The organism is Ralstonia sp. 22111 (assembly GCF_052045895.1).
In the GTDB taxonomy this organism is placed as follows: domain Bacteria; phylum Pseudomonadota; class Gammaproteobacteria; order Burkholderiales; family Burkholderiaceae; genus Ralstonia; species Ralstonia wenshanensis.
Window position 1 is genome coordinate 196,218 of record NZ_JBQEPR010000002.1, and the last position, 17,938, is coordinate 214,155.

General features: G+C 65.4%; 17 protein-coding genes. 7 read left to right on the top strand and 10 right to left on the bottom strand.

Annotated elements, in window-relative coordinates:
• Window positions 1-174 precede the first annotated feature (174 nt).
• Window positions 175-447: a hypothetical protein gene (locus tag ACTJK4_RS07205; protein ID WP_124381667.1), complete on the bottom strand. Its 273-nt coding sequence runs from the start codon at window positions 445-447 to the stop codon at window positions 175-177.
• A gap of 407 nt (window positions 448-854) precedes the next feature.
• Between ACTJK4_RS07205 and ACTJK4_RS07210 the strand changes: the two genes are divergently transcribed.
• A complete protein-coding gene (locus ACTJK4_RS07210) occupies window positions 855-1,661 on the top strand; it encodes a hypothetical protein (RefSeq protein ID WP_232040840.1) in 807 nt (268 codons plus the stop codon).
• A gap of 119 nt (window positions 1,662-1,780) precedes the next feature.
• Window positions 1,781-2,962, top strand: a complete 1,182-nt coding sequence (gene tet, locus ACTJK4_RS07215) for a Tet(A)/Tet(B)/Tet(C) family tetracycline efflux MFS transporter (protein ID WP_440817133.1) — start codon at window positions 1,781-1,783, stop codon at window positions 2,960-2,962.
• Window positions 2,963-2,977: 15 nt separating this feature from the next.
• On the opposite strand, the gene ACTJK4_RS07220 is transcribed toward tet, so the two are convergent.
• Together ACTJK4_RS07220 and ACTJK4_RS07225 are read right to left on the bottom strand one after the other, a co-directional pair.
• Entirely contained in the window at window positions 2,978-3,799 is an 822-nt protein-coding gene (locus ACTJK4_RS07220; protein ID WP_440817135.1) for a transporter substrate-binding domain-containing protein, read from the bottom strand.
• 72 nt (window positions 3,800-3,871) lie between these two features.
• Window positions 3,872-5,287 (bottom strand): M20 family metallopeptidase, encoded by a 1,416-nt coding sequence (locus tag ACTJK4_RS07225; protein WP_260802050.1) that lies wholly within the window; start codon window positions 5,285-5,287, stop codon window positions 3,872-3,874.
• 225 nt (window positions 5,288-5,512) lie between these two features.
• On the opposite strand from ACTJK4_RS07225, the gene ACTJK4_RS07230 reads away from it, so the two are divergent.
• A complete protein-coding gene (locus ACTJK4_RS07230) occupies window positions 5,513-5,788 on the top strand; it encodes a hypothetical protein (protein ID WP_024974928.1) in 276 nt (91 codons plus the stop codon).
• Between the two features lie 32 nt (window positions 5,789-5,820).
• On the opposite strand, the gene ACTJK4_RS07235 is transcribed toward ACTJK4_RS07230, so the two are convergent.
• From ACTJK4_RS07235 to ACTJK4_RS07250, 4 genes are all read right to left on the bottom strand, one after another.
• Window positions 5,821-7,131, bottom strand: coding sequence for a HipA N-terminal domain-containing protein (locus ACTJK4_RS07235; protein WP_322017489.1), 1,311 nt, complete (start codon window positions 7,129-7,131; stop codon window positions 5,821-5,823).
• Between the two features lie 549 nt (window positions 7,132-7,680).
• Entirely contained in the window at window positions 7,681-8,613 is a 933-nt protein-coding gene (locus ACTJK4_RS07240) for a DMT family transporter (protein WP_440817139.1), read from the bottom strand.
• 60 nt (window positions 8,614-8,673) lie between these two features.
• Window positions 8,674-9,222 carry a methylated-DNA--[protein]-cysteine S-methyltransferase gene (locus tag ACTJK4_RS07245; protein ID WP_322017487.1) on the bottom strand — a complete coding sequence of 183 codons (549 nt, stop codon included), beginning with the start codon at window positions 9,220-9,222 and terminating at the stop codon, window positions 8,674-8,676.
• Window positions 9,223-9,239: 17 nt separating this feature from the next.
• Window positions 9,240-10,715, bottom strand: a complete 1,476-nt coding sequence (locus tag ACTJK4_RS07250) for an AlkA N-terminal domain-containing protein (RefSeq protein ID WP_440817141.1) — start codon at window positions 10,713-10,715, stop codon at window positions 9,240-9,242.
• Between the two features lie 138 nt (window positions 10,716-10,853).
• Here ACTJK4_RS07250 and ACTJK4_RS07255 point away from each other — a divergent pair, with 138 nt between their 5' ends.
• Window positions 10,854-11,600 carry an SDR family oxidoreductase gene (locus ACTJK4_RS07255; RefSeq protein ID WP_440817143.1) on the top strand — a complete coding sequence of 249 codons (747 nt, stop codon included), beginning with the start codon at window positions 10,854-10,856 and terminating at the stop codon, window positions 11,598-11,600.
• A 7-nt stretch (window positions 11,601-11,607) separates the two neighbouring features.
• On the opposite strand, the gene ypfJ is transcribed toward ACTJK4_RS07255, so the two are convergent.
• Window positions 11,608-12,492 carry a KPN_02809 family neutral zinc metallopeptidase gene (ypfJ, locus tag ACTJK4_RS07260; RefSeq protein WP_316878715.1) on the bottom strand — a complete coding sequence of 295 codons (885 nt, stop codon included), beginning with the start codon at window positions 12,490-12,492 and terminating at the stop codon, window positions 11,608-11,610.
• A gap of 318 nt (window positions 12,493-12,810) precedes the next feature.
• Here ypfJ and ACTJK4_RS07265 point away from each other — a divergent pair, with 318 nt between their 5' ends.
• A complete protein-coding gene (locus tag ACTJK4_RS07265; protein ID WP_440817146.1) occupies window positions 12,811-13,401 on the top strand; it encodes a hypothetical protein in 591 nt (196 codons plus the stop codon).
• A gap of 30 nt (window positions 13,402-13,431) precedes the next feature.
• On the opposite strand, the gene ACTJK4_RS07270 is transcribed toward ACTJK4_RS07265, so the two are convergent.
• Window positions 13,432-14,748 carry an MFS transporter gene (locus ACTJK4_RS07270; RefSeq protein WP_440076185.1) on the bottom strand — a complete coding sequence of 439 codons (1,317 nt, stop codon included), beginning with the start codon at window positions 14,746-14,748 and terminating at the stop codon, window positions 13,432-13,434.
• Window positions 14,749-14,849: 101 nt separating this feature from the next.
• Window positions 14,850-16,478: a gamma-glutamyltransferase family protein gene (locus ACTJK4_RS07275; protein ID WP_440817149.1), complete on the bottom strand. Its 1,629-nt coding sequence runs from the start codon at window positions 16,476-16,478 to the stop codon at window positions 14,850-14,852.
• A 124-nt stretch (window positions 16,479-16,602) separates the two neighbouring features.
• Between ACTJK4_RS07275 and ACTJK4_RS07280 the strand changes: the two genes are divergently transcribed.
• Window positions 16,603-17,487, top strand: coding sequence for a LysR family transcriptional regulator (locus ACTJK4_RS07280; RefSeq protein WP_260802042.1), 885 nt, complete (start codon window positions 16,603-16,605; stop codon window positions 17,485-17,487).
• Window positions 17,488-17,521: 34 nt separating this feature from the next.
• The gene (locus ACTJK4_RS07285) at window positions 17,522-17,932 is read left to right on the top strand and encodes a DoxX family protein (protein ID WP_232040826.1); all 411 of its coding nucleotides are present in this window, start codon (window positions 17,522-17,524) and stop codon (window positions 17,930-17,932) included.
• Window positions 17,933-17,938: the final 6 nt, after the last annotated feature.

Genomic DNA, 17,938 nt, shown 5'->3' on the forward strand with positions numbered 1-17,938 from the left:
GCGCCCAGGGGCTTGAGGGAGGAAAAATCCGGGCTCGCAATGTGAACTCTGCGGGTGTAGGCAAAAAAAAAGCGGCCAAACGGCCGCCTCGGTAAGCCGGTGCCGGTGCCAACTGAGGCACCCGGCATCGGGGAGGGAGAGTGATACGGGTGATGCGAACAGCGGACGGCCGACTTATTGGCCGTCGCTGAACGGGTCAGCCTTGCCGACCAGGGCGCCATCGGTGTACGGATCGGCCTTGCGCAGCGCGCCATCGGTGTACGGGTCTGCCTTGCGCACGGCGCCGTCGGTGTAGACGTCGGCCTTACGGGCGCCGTCGGTGTAGGGGTCAGCCTTGGTCACGGCTTGGCCGTTGGTGTACGGGTCTTGGCTTTGCACGCCAGCAGCGAAGGCGGGAACAGCGGCAACAGCGATCAGCGAGGCGAGAATCAGGTTCTTGGTTTTCATGGTGAACTCCACAACAGGGGGGTGAGCATTGCCGCAGGGCAGTTTCGCTGCGGTGCGGTAACGCGATGGCATAAGCTTAGTCGTTGCTCAGAGGGTAAAAAAGCAGTTCTATTAAACTCTTTGTTCAAAAAATAAGAACAATTGTGACCCCTCAAGCACCACAATCTGCATATAAGTCATTGAATTGAAATGAAAATATGAGATGCGGGATAACCCTTAATGCGAAGGTGTGACGGCTGGAGCGGCAAAAGATTCCTGCCTTGCAGTCCCCCGATTGTTGCGTTGCATTACAGACGTGGGGATTCCCCTCCCCCCAACCCCCCATGTGGCGGCTAAACATTCGGCGTGGATGGTCGTTGATGCAGGTACGGGCGGCGTTTTCCGCCCCTTGCAGCAGGAAGGTCATCATGTCCATCACCACCGCTTCCATCGCCCGTTTCGAGATTGACGGCGTCGCTTATCAGGCGAGGCTGTTTGCCATGCCGTTCCACGTGCCGGAAAACGGCCGCGTGCGAGCGCATGCGATCGGCCGTCCGGACATGCCGTTCAGCGGTGTGCACGTCTTGGCCAACTGGCTGAAAGAGCGCGTATTGCCCGAGGGCGTGGGTTTGGTGATGGCCGATCGCCTGTTCTCGCATGGTGCGGTGGACCAGTGGTCGGGCGCAGACGGCGCACGCGCAGCCAAGGTGCTGTCGCAAGTGGCGCTCGGCAGCAAGAGCAGCCATCGCCTGTGGCGCAATACCGTGGCGGGTGGTTTCCGCGACGAGACCGCCTTTTTCCTGGGTGCCGCTTTTGTGCAGACCGACGCCGCGGTCGACGACATTCGGCTGCTCGGTGATCTGATTCCTGCAGCCGAATGGTCCGGCGTGGCCGATGCTGCTTCGACCATGATGGGCCTGCACCTGTATCGCCCTGACGAGCCCGAAACGCTGGTGAACTGCGCGCTGCTGGCGCCGTCCTGGACCGAAACCGCCGTGGAACGCGCCGACGGCTACCGCGCACTCACGTTGCTGCATTCCTTTACCGAAGACGACGAGGTCATCCACGTCGACATCGAACTGCTGCCGCCGGGCCAGGTGGTGTTGCAGGTGGAGTCGTGCTCGACGCGTTTCTCCGCGCGCTTTGACCCGGCGCTCCTGGGCCGCGACATGACCGACGCGCTGCTGCGCGACGCACTGGCCCTGCAACACGGCGATCCGGCCAACCTCCACTAAGCTTGCCGGCGGCTTTCGCCTGAGCGCCGCACGACGCTGCAAGCGCGCACTTCCACGGCATCATCTCGGCTTTCTGTTTTTCGAAGCGCCGCCGCCCGACGGGCCCGCGGCGCGTTCGCATGCCTGCCTTTGCCGTCATCCTCGTTACGCTGACGCTCGATGCCATGGGCATCGGGCTGATCCTGCCCATCCTGCCAAGCCTGCTGCGCGAGCTGGACCACACGGGCGACATCGCATTCGAATTCGGCCTGCTCATCGCGGCGTATGCGGCGATGCAATTTGTCTTTGCGCCGATCCTGGGCGCGCTGGCCGATCGCTACGGGCGCCGGCCGGTGCTGCTGCTGTCGTTGGCGGGCGCGGCGGTCGATTACCTCGTCATGGCACTGTCGCCGCACGCGTGGGTGCTGTACGTCGGCCGCGTGGTGGCGGGCATCACAGGTGCCAACTATGCGGTGGCCACAGCGTACGTCGCCGACATCACAGCGCCGGCCGATCGTGCGCGCCGTTACGGGCTGATGAACGCGTGCTTCGGCTTGGGATTCATCGCCGGGCCGGCGTTGGGCGGGCTGCTGGGCGACTGGTGGCTGCGTGCGCCGTTCCTGCTGGCGGCGGCGCTCAATGGCGTCAACTTTCTGGTGGCTTGCTTCGCGTTGGCGGAGTCGCGCCGCGCTGAACGTGCGCCCTTTGCTTGGCGCGCGCTGCTGCCGGTGCAGTCGCTGCGCCGCGTGGCACGTGTGCCGACGCTGTTGCCGTTGCTGGCTGTGCTGGCGATCATCGAAATCGTCGGGCAGATTCCGCAAACGCTGTGGGTCATTCACGGCGAGGCGCACTTCGGTTGGGACACGCGTGCCGCCGGCCTGTCACTGGCGGCTTATGGGCTGATGCATGCGCTGGCGCAGGCCTTCCTGACCGGGCCGATCTCACGTGCGCTGGGCGAGCGCCGCGCCGTGGTGTTGAGCGTGATGATGGATGTGGCGGGCTTTGCGGCGATGGCCTGGATCAGCGCCGGCTGGATGGTCTACCCGACCATGGTGGTGCTGTGCATGGCCGAGGTTGGCATGCCGGCGCTGCAGGCCATGCTCTCGCGCCAGGTGGGCGAGCATGAGCAGGGCGAGTTGCAGGGCGCGCTGGCAAGCCTTGCCAGCGTGGCGGCCATGATCGGGCCGCTGGCCGCCACAGCGGTGTATGCGATGACCGCGCCGGTGTGGTCCGGCACGGTTTGGATGCTTGGCGCGCTGCTTAACGGAGTGTGCCTCGTGCTGCTGATGGGCGGCGCTGCCAGGCGCGCCGCACGGGCATAGCACTGCTCAGGCCGTTTACTTGGCCGGTGTGTTCCACGGATACGCCAGCCACGCATCAAAGCGCTTGGCGAATTCACCGCTCTCGGTGGTTTGCCGCAGCCACTGGTCGACGAAGTTCTTGAACACCACGTCGCGCGGCAGCAGGTATGCCTTCTCGGAGAAATCGAACGGCGCTTCCGGGTGCACGGCACACAGTTCCGGGTGCAGCTTCTGCTGCAGCTTCGTTTCCACCGCGTCGGTCATCATCAGGTCTGCACGGCCGGCGACGATCTCGTTGAAGATCGTCACGTTGTCCGGATACACGCGGATCTGCGCCTGCTTCAAGTGCTCGCGCGCGAACTTCTCGTTGGTGCCCCCTGGGTTGACCACCGCGCGCACGTTCGGCTGGTCGATCTGCGCCAGCGTCTGGTATTTCGCCTGGTTCTCGCAACGCGTGATCGGCGTCTTGCCATCGCGCTGATACGGGATCGAATAGAACGCCTTCTTCTGCCGCTCCAGCGTGACCGAGACCCCGCTCATGGCGATGTCGTACCGGTCGGCCGCAAAGTCCTGCATCAGCGTCGACCACGTGGTCGGCACGATTTCGAGCTTTACGCCGAGTGCCTTGGCCAGGCGCTCGCCCATCTCGACGTCCAGGCCAATGAAGCGGCCATCGGCGGGGTTCTTGTAGGTGAACGGCTTGTAGTCGCCGGTGGTGCCGACGCGCAGCGTGCCGCGCGCGATGATTTCGTCGAGACGGTTGGTGGCCGGGTTGGCGGGCGTGGTTTGCGCCAGGGCGGGTGCCGCGGCGCAGGCGCACAGCAGCAGGGCGCCGGTGCGGATGAAACGGTTGAACATGGAATCCCCTCCTGAGAAATCAAAAGGCGCGGCCGCCCGGTCATCGGGCTCCGCGCCCACATCAACGCCGGCCTACTGGCCCGACGCCTTGTTCCATTGCAGCGCATTGAGCACTGCCAGCGACATTGCCGTCACGCCCGTCTTGATGGACGGCTCCGGCACGGGCGCGAACAGCGGCGAATGATTGGTCGGCAGCGGCTTGGCGCCCGGCTTGAGCGAGGCGAAGAACGTCTGCGGATCGTTCACACCGATGAAGAAGAACATTGACGGGATGCCCGCGTCAACAAACGCCGAGAAATCTTCGCTGGCCGTGATGGGTGGCACGCGCAGCACGCGGTCGTTGCCAAAGGCCGTCTTGAACATCGCCTCGGTGCGCGCCACCACGGTCGGATCATTGTTGACCGCCTTGCCGCCCTCCGTGATCTTGATATCGGCGTCCGGCGCGCCCGACATTTCGGTAACGGCCTTGGCCGTGCGGCGGATGCCGTCGAGCATCTTCTGGCGCACCGCCGGCTTGTACGAACGGATCGTGCCGCGCAGCAGCACGCTGTCGGGGATGATGTTCTCGGCGCTGCCGCCCTGGATGGCGCCGATGCTCACCACGCCAAATTCCTGCGGATCCTTCTCGCGGCTGATCACGCTTTGCAGATCGACCACGAAGCGCGCCGCCATCATCACCGGGTCGATGGTTTTGTCGGGCGCAGAGCCGTGGCCGCCGCGGCCCTTGAACGTAATTTCCAGCCCGTCGGAGTTGGACGTGATCGGACCGCTGTTGAAAACGATCGAACCGTATGGCCCCGGGCCGGTATGCAGCGCAAACGCATAGTCGGGTTTGGGAAAGCGCTTGAAGAAGCCGTCGTCGATCATGCTCTGCGCGCCCGTCACGGTTTCCTCGGCAGGTTGCGCGACGAACACCAGCGTGCCGTGCCAGCGGTCCTTGAGCGACACCAGCGTCTTGGCGGTGCCCACCCACGACGCCATGTGTACGTCATGCCCGCAGCTATGCGCCACGCCTACGTCCTCGCCGCGCCATTTCGTGTGGACGTGGCTTGCATAGGGCAGGCCGGTCTTCTCTTCCATCGGCAGCGCATCGAGTTCAGTGCGCACCAGGATCGTCGGGCCGGCGCCATTGCGATAGACAGCCACCACGCCGGTCTTGCCAACGTGCTCCGTCACATCAAAGCCGATCTTGCGCATCTGCTCGGCCAGCTTGGCCGCCGTGCGCGTTTCCTGGAACGCCAGCTCTGGATGCGCGTGGATGTCTTTGTAGAGCAGGTCGAGCTGACCGTATTCCGCATTGACCGCCGCGTCCACCGCCGGCTTGATCTGCGCCACGTCGATCCCGCCGGCCGTGGCCGCCGCAGGTTGCGCAGTTGCGGATGGCGTGCCGCCAGGGCTGGACGGAATCTGCGCGAACGTCGGCAAGGCTGCACTGGCCAGAAGCCAGGCGAGCGCAGTACGTTTCAGCCGGATGGGGGGCGTGATCATGGATGTCTCCTGTCGTTATGGTGGCGCCAACAAAGTCGTTGCTTCGTCAATCGATTCGATTATGCAACGTGATTCATGGCATGTGCACCCGGGGGCATCCCCGAGTCCCTCATGCGCGTTGGGCAGAAACACGCCCTAGGGCGAGCGCAACGCTTGGCACTCGATAGGCGCTTTCCTAGACTGGGTCAGGTGTGCTGTTCCAGTGAATCGAACATCGAAACGCGGATGAATCCGACGACGTCTTGTCTACAGCTGGCGTTTCGCGATGCCCCGCCCGGGGAGACGGCGATTCGTGCGGCGCTCGAGGCCGCGCAGCGCGTGCTTGAGCGCAGTGGTGTGTCGCCGCGCGAGGCGTTCGCGGCCTATCAGGCCTTCGCCAGCGGGGCAGGAAGCCCCGATACGCTCGCGCTGACATTTGCCCGCGCAGAAGCCGAGGCCATGGATACGCTGGCCGCGCACGGCTATGCGCGCTATGGCACGGTCAGCTTGGCCGCGCTCTAAGTTTGCTGGCGGCTCAAGGCTCGCGCTTTAGTTCAGACTTCGGCGGTCTTGCCGCCCAGCCGCCGTGCCGTTTCGGATACGTGGCGGTGGATGCGCGCGAGGAAATCGATCTCCGCGGCGCGCGTGGGCGAATGCCCGAGCGCCTGGGACAGATGCGTCGCCACGAATGAGGACTGCGGCGCGAGCATGCTGATCAGCCTTAGCAACTCGCGGCGCGCCTGGCTGGCGTCGTAGCCGAGGTGATCGGCCAGGGCGAGCAGGGCGTCCTGGTCGATGGCCTCATAACGGGCTTGCGCATCTGGCGACAATTCATCGGCATTCCATTCGTTGGCGTAGACCGCTGCGCAGAAGAGGTGGTCGTGCGCCGCAAGGCGGATGCCGTCCGCACCAATGTGGAAGTGCAGTGTGCCGGCCGAGGCGTTGCGCCCGCCGATCAGTAGGCAGAACACCATCCAGCGGAACAGCGCGGCCGTGGCGGAAGCGGGGTCTGCACACAAGCTCGCACATTGCGCGACCTGCTCGACTGTAATCGGCAGGAAGCGGTGCTTGGGTGAAAGCCCCAGCAGTTGCACCGCCGAGACGACATAGCGGGCCTGCACCAGCGCGGTATCGTCGCTCTTGCAGCGCAGGGTGCGATCAAGGCGCTGCACCACCGCGGCCGTTTCGGGAAACTGGCGCAGCCCGATGAACGGTGTGTCCAGCCCGATGCTGCGGCCCAACAGCGTGGCCCAGCAGTGGTTGATGGTGGCGTACGGCAAGTGCGCGCCTTCGCCCAGATCCAGCCGAACGAAGTGGCTCGATTGTGCGGCATTGGCGGGCGCGGAAAACCGCCCGAGCCACATCGACACCGGCAAGCCATTCGAGGCCAGGAAGGGCAGGCTGATTTCTTCGGACGTTGTGGCAGCATCGGTGCCATAGCGTGCGCGAGGTTCAGCCACGCGCAGCGGCGTGCTGCGGGGCGGGCGTCCGACAGTTTGCTGGAACTGCAGCACGAGATCGCGCTCGGACAGCCCGTCGGCGCGCCCGCTGCATGGTTTGAGGCCGGCCGGCACCAGGGCCAGCGGGCCATCCAGATGCGGCGCCGCCTGCGCGAGATGCTCCAGCGCCGCGGCAGCAGCCTTCGGCGTGTTGCGTGCCGGTTCGGGCAGCAGGTATTCAAAGAAGTGGCGTACCGGCTGGGCTTTTGCCGTGTCGGCGATATTGCCAGCGGTGCGCGGCAGGTGCGGGCTCAGATCAAAGCCCTGCGACGAAGCCTGCCAGCGGGAATCGTATTCGAACGCCCAACCGCTGCGGCCGCACGATAGCTGACCGATCAGATGCTTATTCAGGTAGACGTCCAGCATGCGCGTATCCAACGTATTTGATGGAGCGTGCTTAGTCGGCTGTGCAGCGGAGAACCCGCCGGCAATTGGGAATTCGGCTGCTTTGCAGCAAATGTGCCGTTCCCTTGCACGCCCCTCATCGACCGATGGCGAGCATAACAAAGAAAATCTGTGCAACGCGCGGAGATATCCGTAATCGATGATGCAATTTTCTCAAATCGGATTATCGGATCGTTAAGATCGAGTGCGCGTTGGTCGATGTTTCGGCCGTCTACTTCAGTTTTGCAGATTTTTTAAATCTAGCTACAGAGCCAATGCTGGCGCCATTGAATAAATTGCATGGGCGTCAAAGCGGTAGGGTATTCATTACAAATCGGCTATTTATCGGGGCAGCGCCAACGTTTTCTCGCGTTGCACGAATCGACGGAAAAATCCTTCGCAATGTGGGGCGGAGAAGACATAACCGCATTGCTTACGGATTCAACTGCGGATTTAAGCGTCGACTTCAAGCGGGCTTTGACCGGCGCAGTGCGGTGCCCCCGCCAAGCGGGGCACGATCAACGTGGCCATTCAGCGGCCGGAACGCAAAAGCGAATCCTTATCCTTTGCAGCGGTTGCCGCATTTGCAGGGGCCTTTTTGCCTGGTGCGAACACGCCGGTCGACAGCGACGTGCCGAGCAGGATCACCGCGCAGCCGATCACCATGTTGAGCGTCAGCTGCTCGCCCAGGAACAGGATGCCCCACAGCACGCCAAACACCGGGATCAGGAAGGTGACCGACACCGCGCGCGTCGGCCCCACGTGCGCGACAAGGCGGAAGAAGAGGATGTAGGCGACGCCCGTGCATGCGATGCCCAGTGCGATGACGTGCAGCCACACGCTGCCGGTGGGCGTTTGCGCGGGCCAAAGCCAGTAGGCCAGCGGAGCGAGCACGATGGCGGCGGCCAATTGGCTGCCGGTCGCCACGGCCAGCGGCGGCACGCCGGTCAGGAAGCGCTTGGTGTAGCTGCTGGCCACGCCGTACAGCACGGTAGCCGACAGTGCCGCGGCTACCGCCACGCCGCCTTGTTTTGCATCGATGACAGACGACCCGCCCACCAGCACGATCACGCCGATGAAGCCAATCGCCAATCCAAGCACGCGCAGCGACGGCATCCGCTCGCCCAGCCATGTGAACGCGACGATGGCCGCAAACAACGGGGCCGCCGCATTGAGCACCGAGGTGAAGCCCGCCGTAAGCGTGAGTTCGGCGTAGGCGAACAGGCAGAACGGGATGGCCGAGTTCAGCACGCCCACGGCCAGCAGATGCGGCCAGTGCGTGCGCAGGGCGCCCATGCCACCGCGCAAGGTCAGAATCGGGACGAGGAAGCATGAGGCGATCGCCACACGCAGCGCAATGAGCACAACGGGCCCGAACGGCGGCGCTGCCACGCGCATGAACAGGAAAGAGCCGCCCCACAGGGCAGCCAGGGTGAGAAGTTCAAGCACGTCGGAGCGGCGCATGGAAGGGGGCTCGTTATCGTTGTGGGGCGGTGTGCGCGCATTGTCCGCGCGATTCGGGTTTTATGCAGGCTGCAGTGCCAGCGTGCCTTGGCGGTCGTCGTCAGCCATGGGCAGGCGTTCGCCGACCCGCGCGGGATGCCCTTCGAGCCGCAGTAGCGCGGCCTTGCGTGGCAAGCCGCCGGCATAGCCCGTGAGCGCACCATCCGCGCCGACCACGCGGTGGCACGGGATGGCGATCGAGATCGGGTTGCGGCCCACGGCGGTGCCCACCGCGCGCGCATGTTCGCGCGTGAGCCCCAGGCGCGCGGTCATCTGCCCGTACGTGGTGCGACTGCCGAATGCGATGTTGCAAAGCAGGCGCCAGACGTCTTGCTGAAACGGCGTGCCCTCGGGCGCCATCGGCAGATCGAAGTCCTGCAGCTTGCCGGCAAAGTACGCCGTGAACTGTGCCTGTGCCTCGCGGATGACCGGGATGTCCGCGCCCGGCGACATGCGCGCGGCATTCAGCGGAATCGTCTTCTGGCCGGGAAAGAACGCGCCGGTCAGGTGCGTGTCGCTGGCGGTCAAGAGCAGATCGCCGAGCGGGCAGGCAAAGGTGTGGCGGTACATGGCGGTCGACTCGTCAATCAATGCGGCGCAGGTTGGGTGAGCGCATCCTCGCGGTGCCAGAGATGCATGGCGGCATACGCGCGCCAGGGCGCCCACGGTTCGGCGCGCTCGACCATGGCACGGCGCGTGGGCAGCGTGCCGTCGCCGTTGGCGAGCCGTTTGCGCAGGACGTAATCGCCCAGCGGAAATGCGTTCGGCCAGCCCAGCGCGCGCATGGCGACGTATTGCGCAGTCCATTCGCCGACACCGGGCAGCGCTTGCAAGGCAGTCAGCGTGCGTGCAAGCGGCACCAGCGGTTCGAGCCGCAGGCTCCCACCGTCGATGGCGCGGGCGAGCTCGACGACGGCCGTGGCGCGGCTGGCTTGCAGTCCGGTTTGCGCGGACAGCGCTTGCGCGTCGATGTTCGCCAGTGCGGTAGCGCTCGGAAACGCCATCGACAGCCCTTCGCGCGATTGCGGCAACGGCACGCCATAGGCGGCAGTCATGCGCCCGAGAATGCGCCGCGCCTGCGCCAGCGAAATGACTTGCCCGGTGATGGCGCGCACGGCAATCTCGAAGCCGTCGACAGCGCCCGGCACGCGCAGGCCGGGGGTTTCGGCAGCGAGCGTGCCGAGGTGCCCGTCCACCAGATCGGGCCGGCAATCGAGGTCGAACAGCCGCCGCGCGCGCGCCAGCACGGGCGGCATGGCGTGCAGCAGGCTGGGCGACAGGGTGAGCGCCACCGCATGGCGTTGCGGCACATCGCGCGCGTGCAGCCAGCCGAAGTGACGCGCGCCGCCGTAGTCGACGGTGATCGTGCGCGCGTAGCTGTCGGCGTCGACCACCTCGACGCCATCGACCGCACGAGCGCGCAAAAACGCGAGCAACGCTTGCCACGCAAACGGTGGCCGGTAGCCCAGCATGAGTGTGGGGCCGTCTTCGGTGTGCGCAGCCGTCGTGCGCGAGCGCAGGCGCGTGGGTGCAAAGCCGTAGTGCTCGGTAAAGCCGCTGTTCAGACGCCGCACGCTCCCGAAGCCGGCCGCAAAGGCGACATCGCCGACGGGCATGGCGGTGTCGGTCAGCAGTTGCTTGGCGAGCAGCAGGCGCTGCGTTTGCGCGTACTCGATGGGCGAGACGTCGAACTCGGCGCGGAAGATGCGGCGCAAGTGGCGGTCAGTCACGCCCACGGCTGCGGCCAGTGCGGCCAGGTCGTGCTCTTGCAGAAAACCTTCGTCGATCATGCGGGCGGCGGCGCGCGCGAGGCTCGACGACATCTCGGCCAGGCTGTGGCCAGGTGCGAGTTCTGGGCGGCACCGCAGGCACGGCCGAAAGCCCGCGCGCTCGGCGGCGGCGGCCGTGTTGAAGAAGCGGCAGTTCTTTTCCAGCGGCGTGCGGACCGCGCAAACGGGGCGGCAATATACGCCGGTGGATGTCACACCGACGAAGAACCAGCCGTCAAAGCGACGGTCGCGCGATTGCACGGCGTGGTAGCAGGCGTTGTGGTCGAGGTGCATGGTGGTGATCGGGGGACTCGGCAGCTAGTCTAGCCCTGTCGGGTCGCATGGATTCGCCGGATTCGGACACATCCCTTGCTGCCAAAAACGCGGTATCTCGGCACAATTGCGAACACAACAACACATCGGGAGATCGGCATGTCCAAGACCATCGTCATTACCGGCGGGGGCCGGGGTATCGGTCGCGCCACGGCAGTGCTGTGCGCGCAACGCGGCTGGTCTGTCGCGCTGCAATATCGCGGCAACCGGCAGGCGGCGGAAGAGACGGTGGGGCTGATCGAACAGGCCGGCGGCCACGCGCTGGCGGTGCAGGGCGATGTGTCGAACGACGAAGATGTGATCGCGCTATTCGAGGCAGCGGCGGGGCGCTTTGGCGCGCTGCATGGCGTGGTCAACAACGCAGGCATCGTGGCCGAGGCACAGGACGTGGCCGACATGACCACGTACCGGCTGCGTACGATGTTCGAGACCAACGTGCTGGGCGCCTTTCTGGTAGCGCGCGAGGCGGCGCGGCGGTTGTCGACCTCGCGTGGTGGCGTGGGCGGTTCGGTGGTGAACGTGTCGTCGGCGGCATCGCGGCTGGGGTCGCCGCACGAATATGTCGACTACGCTGCCTCCAAGGGCGCCGTCGACACCATGACGCTCGGGTTGGCGCGTGAACTCGGGCGCGATGGCGTGCGGGTCAATGCCGTGCGCCCCGGTTTGATCGAGACCGATATTCACGCTTCAGGCGGCCAGCCCGATCGCGCGCAGCGCCTTGGCAGCGCCACGCCGATCGGCCGGCCCGGCACGCCGCACGAAGTGGCCGAGACCATCGTGTGGCTGCTCTCCGATGCGGCCTCTTACGTGACGGGCGCGCTGCTGGATTGCGCGGGTGGGCGCTGATCAGCGATCAGGCATTCGCTCCGGAGCGGAAGGTATCGCACTGGCGAAGATCGCCGCCGTCGAAGCCCTGGCGGAACCAGTGCATGCGCTGCTCTGACGTGCCGTGCGTGAAGGCATCGGGCGTGACGCTGCGGCCAGCGTTGCGCTGCAGGGTGTCGTCGCCGATGGCGTGCGCGGCGGTCAGAGCCTGCTCCAGGTCACCACGCTCAAGCAAGCCGCGTTGCTGCGCAAAGTGGCCCCACACGCCGGCCAGACAATCGGCCTGCAGCTCCAGCTTGACCGACAGCGCATTCGCCCCCGCCTGCGATTTACCGGCCTGCGCGCGGCTGACCTTCTCCGACACGCCCAGCAGGTTCTGGACGTGATGGCCCACCTCGTGTGCGACGACGTACGCGGCGGCAAAGTCGCCCGGGGCGCCAAACTTGCGGCGCAGTTCGTCGAAGAAGCCGAGGTCAAGGTAGACCTTGGTGTCGGCCGGGCAATAGAACGGGCCAACGGCCGAAGTGGCGTCGCCGCAGCCTGAGCGGATGCCTTGGCGGAACAGCACGAGCTTGGGCGGCTGGTATGCGCGCCCGGCTTGCTTGAACAGTTGCGTCCAGGTGTCTTCGGTGTCGCCCAGCACGTGCGAAACCAATTGCTTGCTGCGATCGTTGTCGGTCTCGCCGGAGGGCCGGGCGGGGCTGTGTTGCGCGGATTGCGTCGGCGCGTTCTGCGACACCTGCATCACCATGCTGAGGATTTCCAGCGGGTTCTTGCCCATCAGCAAGCCCACGACGGCCACGATCGCAATGCCGCCGATGCCAAGCCGCATGCCGCCGCCGCCGAAGCCGCCGCCAGAGGAGGCGCGCTCATCCTCGACGTTATTGCTTTCGCGCATGTCATCCCAACGCACGATGTTCTCCTTGAGAGGCCTGAGAGGCTAGTAGGGCAGGGTCAGCCCGGGCGTCACACCCGGTAAACTTTGCAAAGTCTACCTGCTGTGGGTACGTACGGGCATGCCGCGGCGCTGCCGAATCGTCTGCACGCAGAGCCGGTGCAAGCATTGACAAGGGCTGGCGGCGATTTGCGGCATTGCACAAAGCCCGGCAGGAAACTTGCTAACCAAGGCTGCTCATCCTCCGTCCGGCTGTCACACAGGTGGCATGGGGCGGTTCCCGAATAACGTTCGGCAGAAGGTCACGCTGCCGATCCATGATCTCGAGTTCTCACCATGCGCTTGCCTGCTTCGATCACCGCTCAACCACCAGACGCCGCAGAGTCGTCGCATCTGGCTGCCACCCATGTTGATCCGACCGAGGTGTCGGACGTGGAGCAGGCCGCCGCAGCGCGCAAGCCCTGGTGGGAGCGCGTGTCGGGTGCCGTGGTCGGCGGTGCATTCAGCAGTGTTGCAGCTGCGTTGATTGCCGTGACGGGGGCCATCTACGTTGGGATGTATCACGCTCCCTGGGTGAAGAGCCTTGCCGGCCACACGCCGACGGCCGCCCAGGCCGGTGATGCGATGAGTGTTGCCATGGCCGCCGGGCCTGCCAACGCAGCCACGCCGGCGTCGGCCGCTGCTCCGGCGCCCGCGGAAGCTGCCACGCAACCCGCATCGCCCGACCGCGTTGCGGCAGCACGTGACCGGATGGAACAACGTGTGTACTCGCAAGTGCAGCAGCCGCGCGCCCGCACCGTGGCCGAACGCGAGACGCTGGAAGACAACGACGCGCCGGCACCTGCCAACGTGCGCCGTCATCATCGCGGCACGCGTTACATGCGCCATGGCGCGCCATTCAACGCGGCCTGGTACAAGGGCGCCTGATCGGCTTCCTGCATCCAGCCGAATGCGCGCTCAGCCCGCGTGCGCGTGCCTGCGACGACGCAGCGCGATGATCGTCAGCGAGATGCCGCTCACCACGGCGGCGGTCAGCACGTAGTAGCTCGGTGCCAGCGTATCGCCCGTCGCGTGGATCAGCCACGTGACGATGAACGGCGCGAACCCACCGAACAGTGTCACGCCCAGGCTGTAGCCGAGCGACAGGCCGGTCGAGCGCACGCGCGTGGGAAAGATCTCCGACATCAGTGCCGGCATCGGGCCCGAATACGCGGCCTTGAAGATGCCCGACACGGCTTGCAGCGCCAGCAGCGCACCGATGGTCGGATACGCGCGCAACAGCGCAAACATCGGGTAGATCAGCAGGATCATCAGCACCGACGTGGTGAGCATGATGCGGATGCGGCCGATGCGATCCGACAGCGCGCCCATCACCGGTGAGAGCAGAAACTGCAGCCCGCCGTTGAGCACCACCACCGCAAACGACTGCGCCGCCGGCAGATGCAGCTGCTTGACGGCATACGTGGGCATGTAGAGCTGCAGCACGTACACCGACACGGTCGACTGCGCCACCACTCCCACCGCCAGCAGCAGGTTCGTCCATTGCGCTTTGAATGAAGCTTGCGGGTCGACCGTTGTCTTCTTCTGTTCGGCAACGAACTCGGGCGTCTCATCCAGATGGCGGCGGATGTAGAAACCCACCGGGCCGACCAGCAGACCAAAGATGAACGGCAGCCGCCAGCCCCAGCCTTCCAGATCCGCCGGCGTGAGCGACGCGGTGAGCAGCGCTCCAAGCCCCGCCGCCAGAATGGTCGCAATGCCCTGGCTGGCGAATTGCCAGCTTGCGTAGTAGCCGCGCCCGCGCGTGCTGTGCTCCACCATGAAGGCCGTCGCGCTGCCGAATTCACCACCCACCGCAAAGCCTTGGACCAAGCGTGCAAGCAGGATGGTGATGGGCGCCACGATGCCGATCTGCTGGTAGCTCGGCATCACGGCAATCACCAATGTGCCGACGATCATCAGCAGGATCGACAGCGTCAGTGCCGCCTTGCGCCCCTTCCTGTCGGCATACATGCCCAGCACGATCGCGCCCACCGGCCGCGTGATGAACGACACGCCAAAGCTGCCCACCGCAAACAGCAGCGACACCCATTCGTCATCGGCTGGGAAGAACAGTTTGCCGATGATGGATGCGAAGAAGCCGTAGACGAGAAAGTCGTACCACTCCAGCGCATTGCCGATCGACGACGAAACGACGATGCGGCGTGCATGCGCTGCACTCGTTGTTGCGGGCCGAGCAGGCGCAGCAGTGCCTGCCGCAGAGGGGGCGGTCATGATCAGGGTTCCTTTGGTGCCGGCCGGGATCGTTTTTATGGGAACTGCAGCGCGTTGCCCGCCCGGTCCGACGGGTCAGCGCGCTCGTGCAGGGGCTTTCTTTAGAAACCCACCGCGTGGCCGTCGCGGCGGCTGTCGCTGGCAGCCACGTAGCCGTGGTCGGCGTCGTCCGACAGGCGCCAGATGAACTGGCCGGAGCCGAAATCCATGTACGGATCCGCCACCGATTCGAGCTTGTGCCCGCGCGCTTCCAGCGCAGCGACGGTCTTGGCGTTCATCGTGCCTTCCACGTCGAGCGTGAAATCGCGGTTGACCTTCCAGCGTGGTGCGTCGCACGCGGCCTGCGGTTGCTGCTTGTAATCGAGCATGCGCACGAGCGTCTGCAGATGGCCTTGCGGTTGCATGTCGCCGCCCATCACGCCAAAGCTCATCTGCGGCTGGCCGTCCTTGGTCAGGAACGCCGGAATGATGGTGTGGAACGGCCGCTTGCCGCCTTCCACCACATTGGCCGAACGCGCGTCCATCGAAAAACCGAAGCCGCGGTTCTGCAGGCTGATGCCGGTGCCGGGCACCACCACGCCGGAGCCGAAACCCATGTAGTTGGATTGGATGAACGAGACCATCATGCCGTTCTCGTCGGCGGCCGTCAGGTACACCGTGCCCCCGGCGCGCGGCATGCCGAAGGTCGGCATCTGCGCGCGGCCCATGTCGATGAGCTTGGCGCGTGCATCGAGGTAAGCGTCGTCGAGCATCTGCTCGGGCGTGACCTCCATCGAGCGCGGGTCGGCCACGTATTTGTAGAGATCGGCAAACGCCAGCTTCATCGCTTCAATCTGCAGATGCTGCGAGTCGGCCGAGTCGACGGGCAGGGCGCCGAGGTCGAAGCGGTCGAGAATGCCCAGGGCGATGAGCGCAGCGATACCTTGGCCGTTCGGCGGGATCTCGTGCAGGTCGTAGCCGCGGTAGCGCTTGGTGATCGGCTTGACCCATTCGGGGCGATAGTCGCGCAGGTCTTGTGCGGTCATGCCGCCGCCGCATTCGCGCGAGTACGCGGCAATGCGTTCCGCAAGTTCGCCTTCGTAGAAATCGCGGCCGTTGGTCTGGCCCAGGCGGCGCAGCGTGGCGGCGGCGTCGGGCAGCTTGAACTTCTCGCCGACTTCCGGCGCACGGCCGTGCGGCATGAAGGCCTGCGCGTAGCCGGGCTGGTTGTGCAGTTCGGGGATGGCCGCTGCCCACTTGTGCGCGACGATGGGCGCGATGGTGTGGCCACGCTCGGCAATCTCGGCGGCCGGTTCCAGCACATCCGCAAACGGCAGCTTGCCGAAGCGCTCGTGCAACGCAGCCCAGGCGGAGATGGCGCCGGGCACGGTCACCGCGTCCCAGCCGCGCATGGGGCGCTTGGGGTTGCCGTTGGCGTCCTCGCCGTACTTGTTGCGGAAGTAGTCGAGGTTCCAGGCCTGCGGCGCGGTGCCGGAGGCGTTCAACCCGTGCAGTTCCTTGCCGTCCCACAAGATGGCGAATGCATCGCTGCCGAGGCCGCACGAGACGGGCTCGACCACGGTGAGCATGGCCGCCGCCGCGATGGCCGCATCCACGGCGCTGCCGCCCGCTAGCAGCATGCGCAGTCCGGCCTGGGCCGCCAGCGGGTGAGACGTGGACACAACGTTGCGCGCAAACAGCGGAATGCGGACGGTGGGATACGGGTTTTGCCAATCGAACTGGTGGGGCATGGGACTTAAGTGGGAATAAGCAGGAATGTTTGACGAATGATTATTTGCGGTGCTCTGGATTTAATAAAGTTAAAATTCATTGGATTCAGCTTAAGAAAAACTTGAGAATCCGCCGCGCCTTGCCGTGAGTACCGTCCGCTTCCTCCGCACCTTTGTTGCCGTGGCACGCCATGGCTCGTTTGCCGCCGCCGCCGAGCGCGTTGCGCTGACGCAGGCCGCAGTGAGCCTGCAGATGCGTGCGCTCGAAACCGAACTGCGCCGCGATCTGTTCGACCGGTCGGGGCGCACCGTCACACTGAATGCGCATGGCCGCGCGCTGCTGCCGCAAGCCGAGCACCTGCTGGCGCTGTACGACGCCATGCGTGTCGGAGACGAACCGCAGACGGAGCTGTCCGGCGCCGTGGCGATTGGCGCAGTGGTGTCGGTGATGGGGTCGCTGGCACATGCGGTGGCGGGGCTCAAGCAGGTGCACAAGGGGCTGGACGTCAAGCTCATCACCGGCAAATCGGGCGAGCTGGCCGAGCAGGTGGAAGCGGGCGAGCTGGATGGCGCGCTGGTGGTCGAACACCTGGAGCGCCTGCCGGCCAACCTCGCGTGGCATCCGCTCTATACCGAACCGCTGGTGGTGGTGGCGGGCCGTCATACGCGCGGCCGCGCCGAAGAAGTCCTGCGCACCCATCCATTCCTGCGTTTCGACCGCGCGGTGCGCACGGGGGCGCTCATCGACCGGGCCCTGCGGAAGACGCACATGGCGGTCAACGAATTCATCGAGGTCAATTCAATCGAGGCGATTGTCGAGCTGGTGCGCCAGCAGGTGGGTGTGACGCTGGTGCCGCGCCTGCGCCGCGCAAGCTGGGAGAGCGACCCCGCCCTGCGCGTGCTGCCCATGCCGCCGCAGACGCCGGTGCGCGCTGTCGGGATGATCGAGCGGAAAGAACACGTGCGGCACGGTGTGATTCAGGCGGTACTCGATGCGCTCGAAACCACACTTGGCAATTCCAGCGCCTAGACTGGATGCACCCAGACAGGCTCCGGAGACCGCGATGGACGCAATCATTCAACGCTGGCGCGACGAGTTGATCCTGCTCGCTCGCATTCTGATGATGGTGCTGTTCGTGATGTCCGGATGGGGCAAGCTGACCGGTTTCCAGGGCACGGTCGGCTACATGGCCAGCACGGGCGCCCCCATGCCGATGGTGGCCGCTGCGGTGGCCGTCGTCATGGAGTTCGGCGTCGGTATTGCCTTGCTCATCGGGCTGTGGACGCGGCCGCTGGCCATTCTGATGGCGCTGTTCGTGCTCGGCACGTCGTTCATCGCCCATTCCTACTGGGATATGCAAGGCGCCATGGAGGCCGCCAACAAGATCCAGTTCTACAAGAACCTGAGCATCATGGGCGGGCTGTTTCTGTTGGCTGCTGTGGGGCCGGGCAAGTACGCGGTGCAGAAGTCGTAGTGCGCG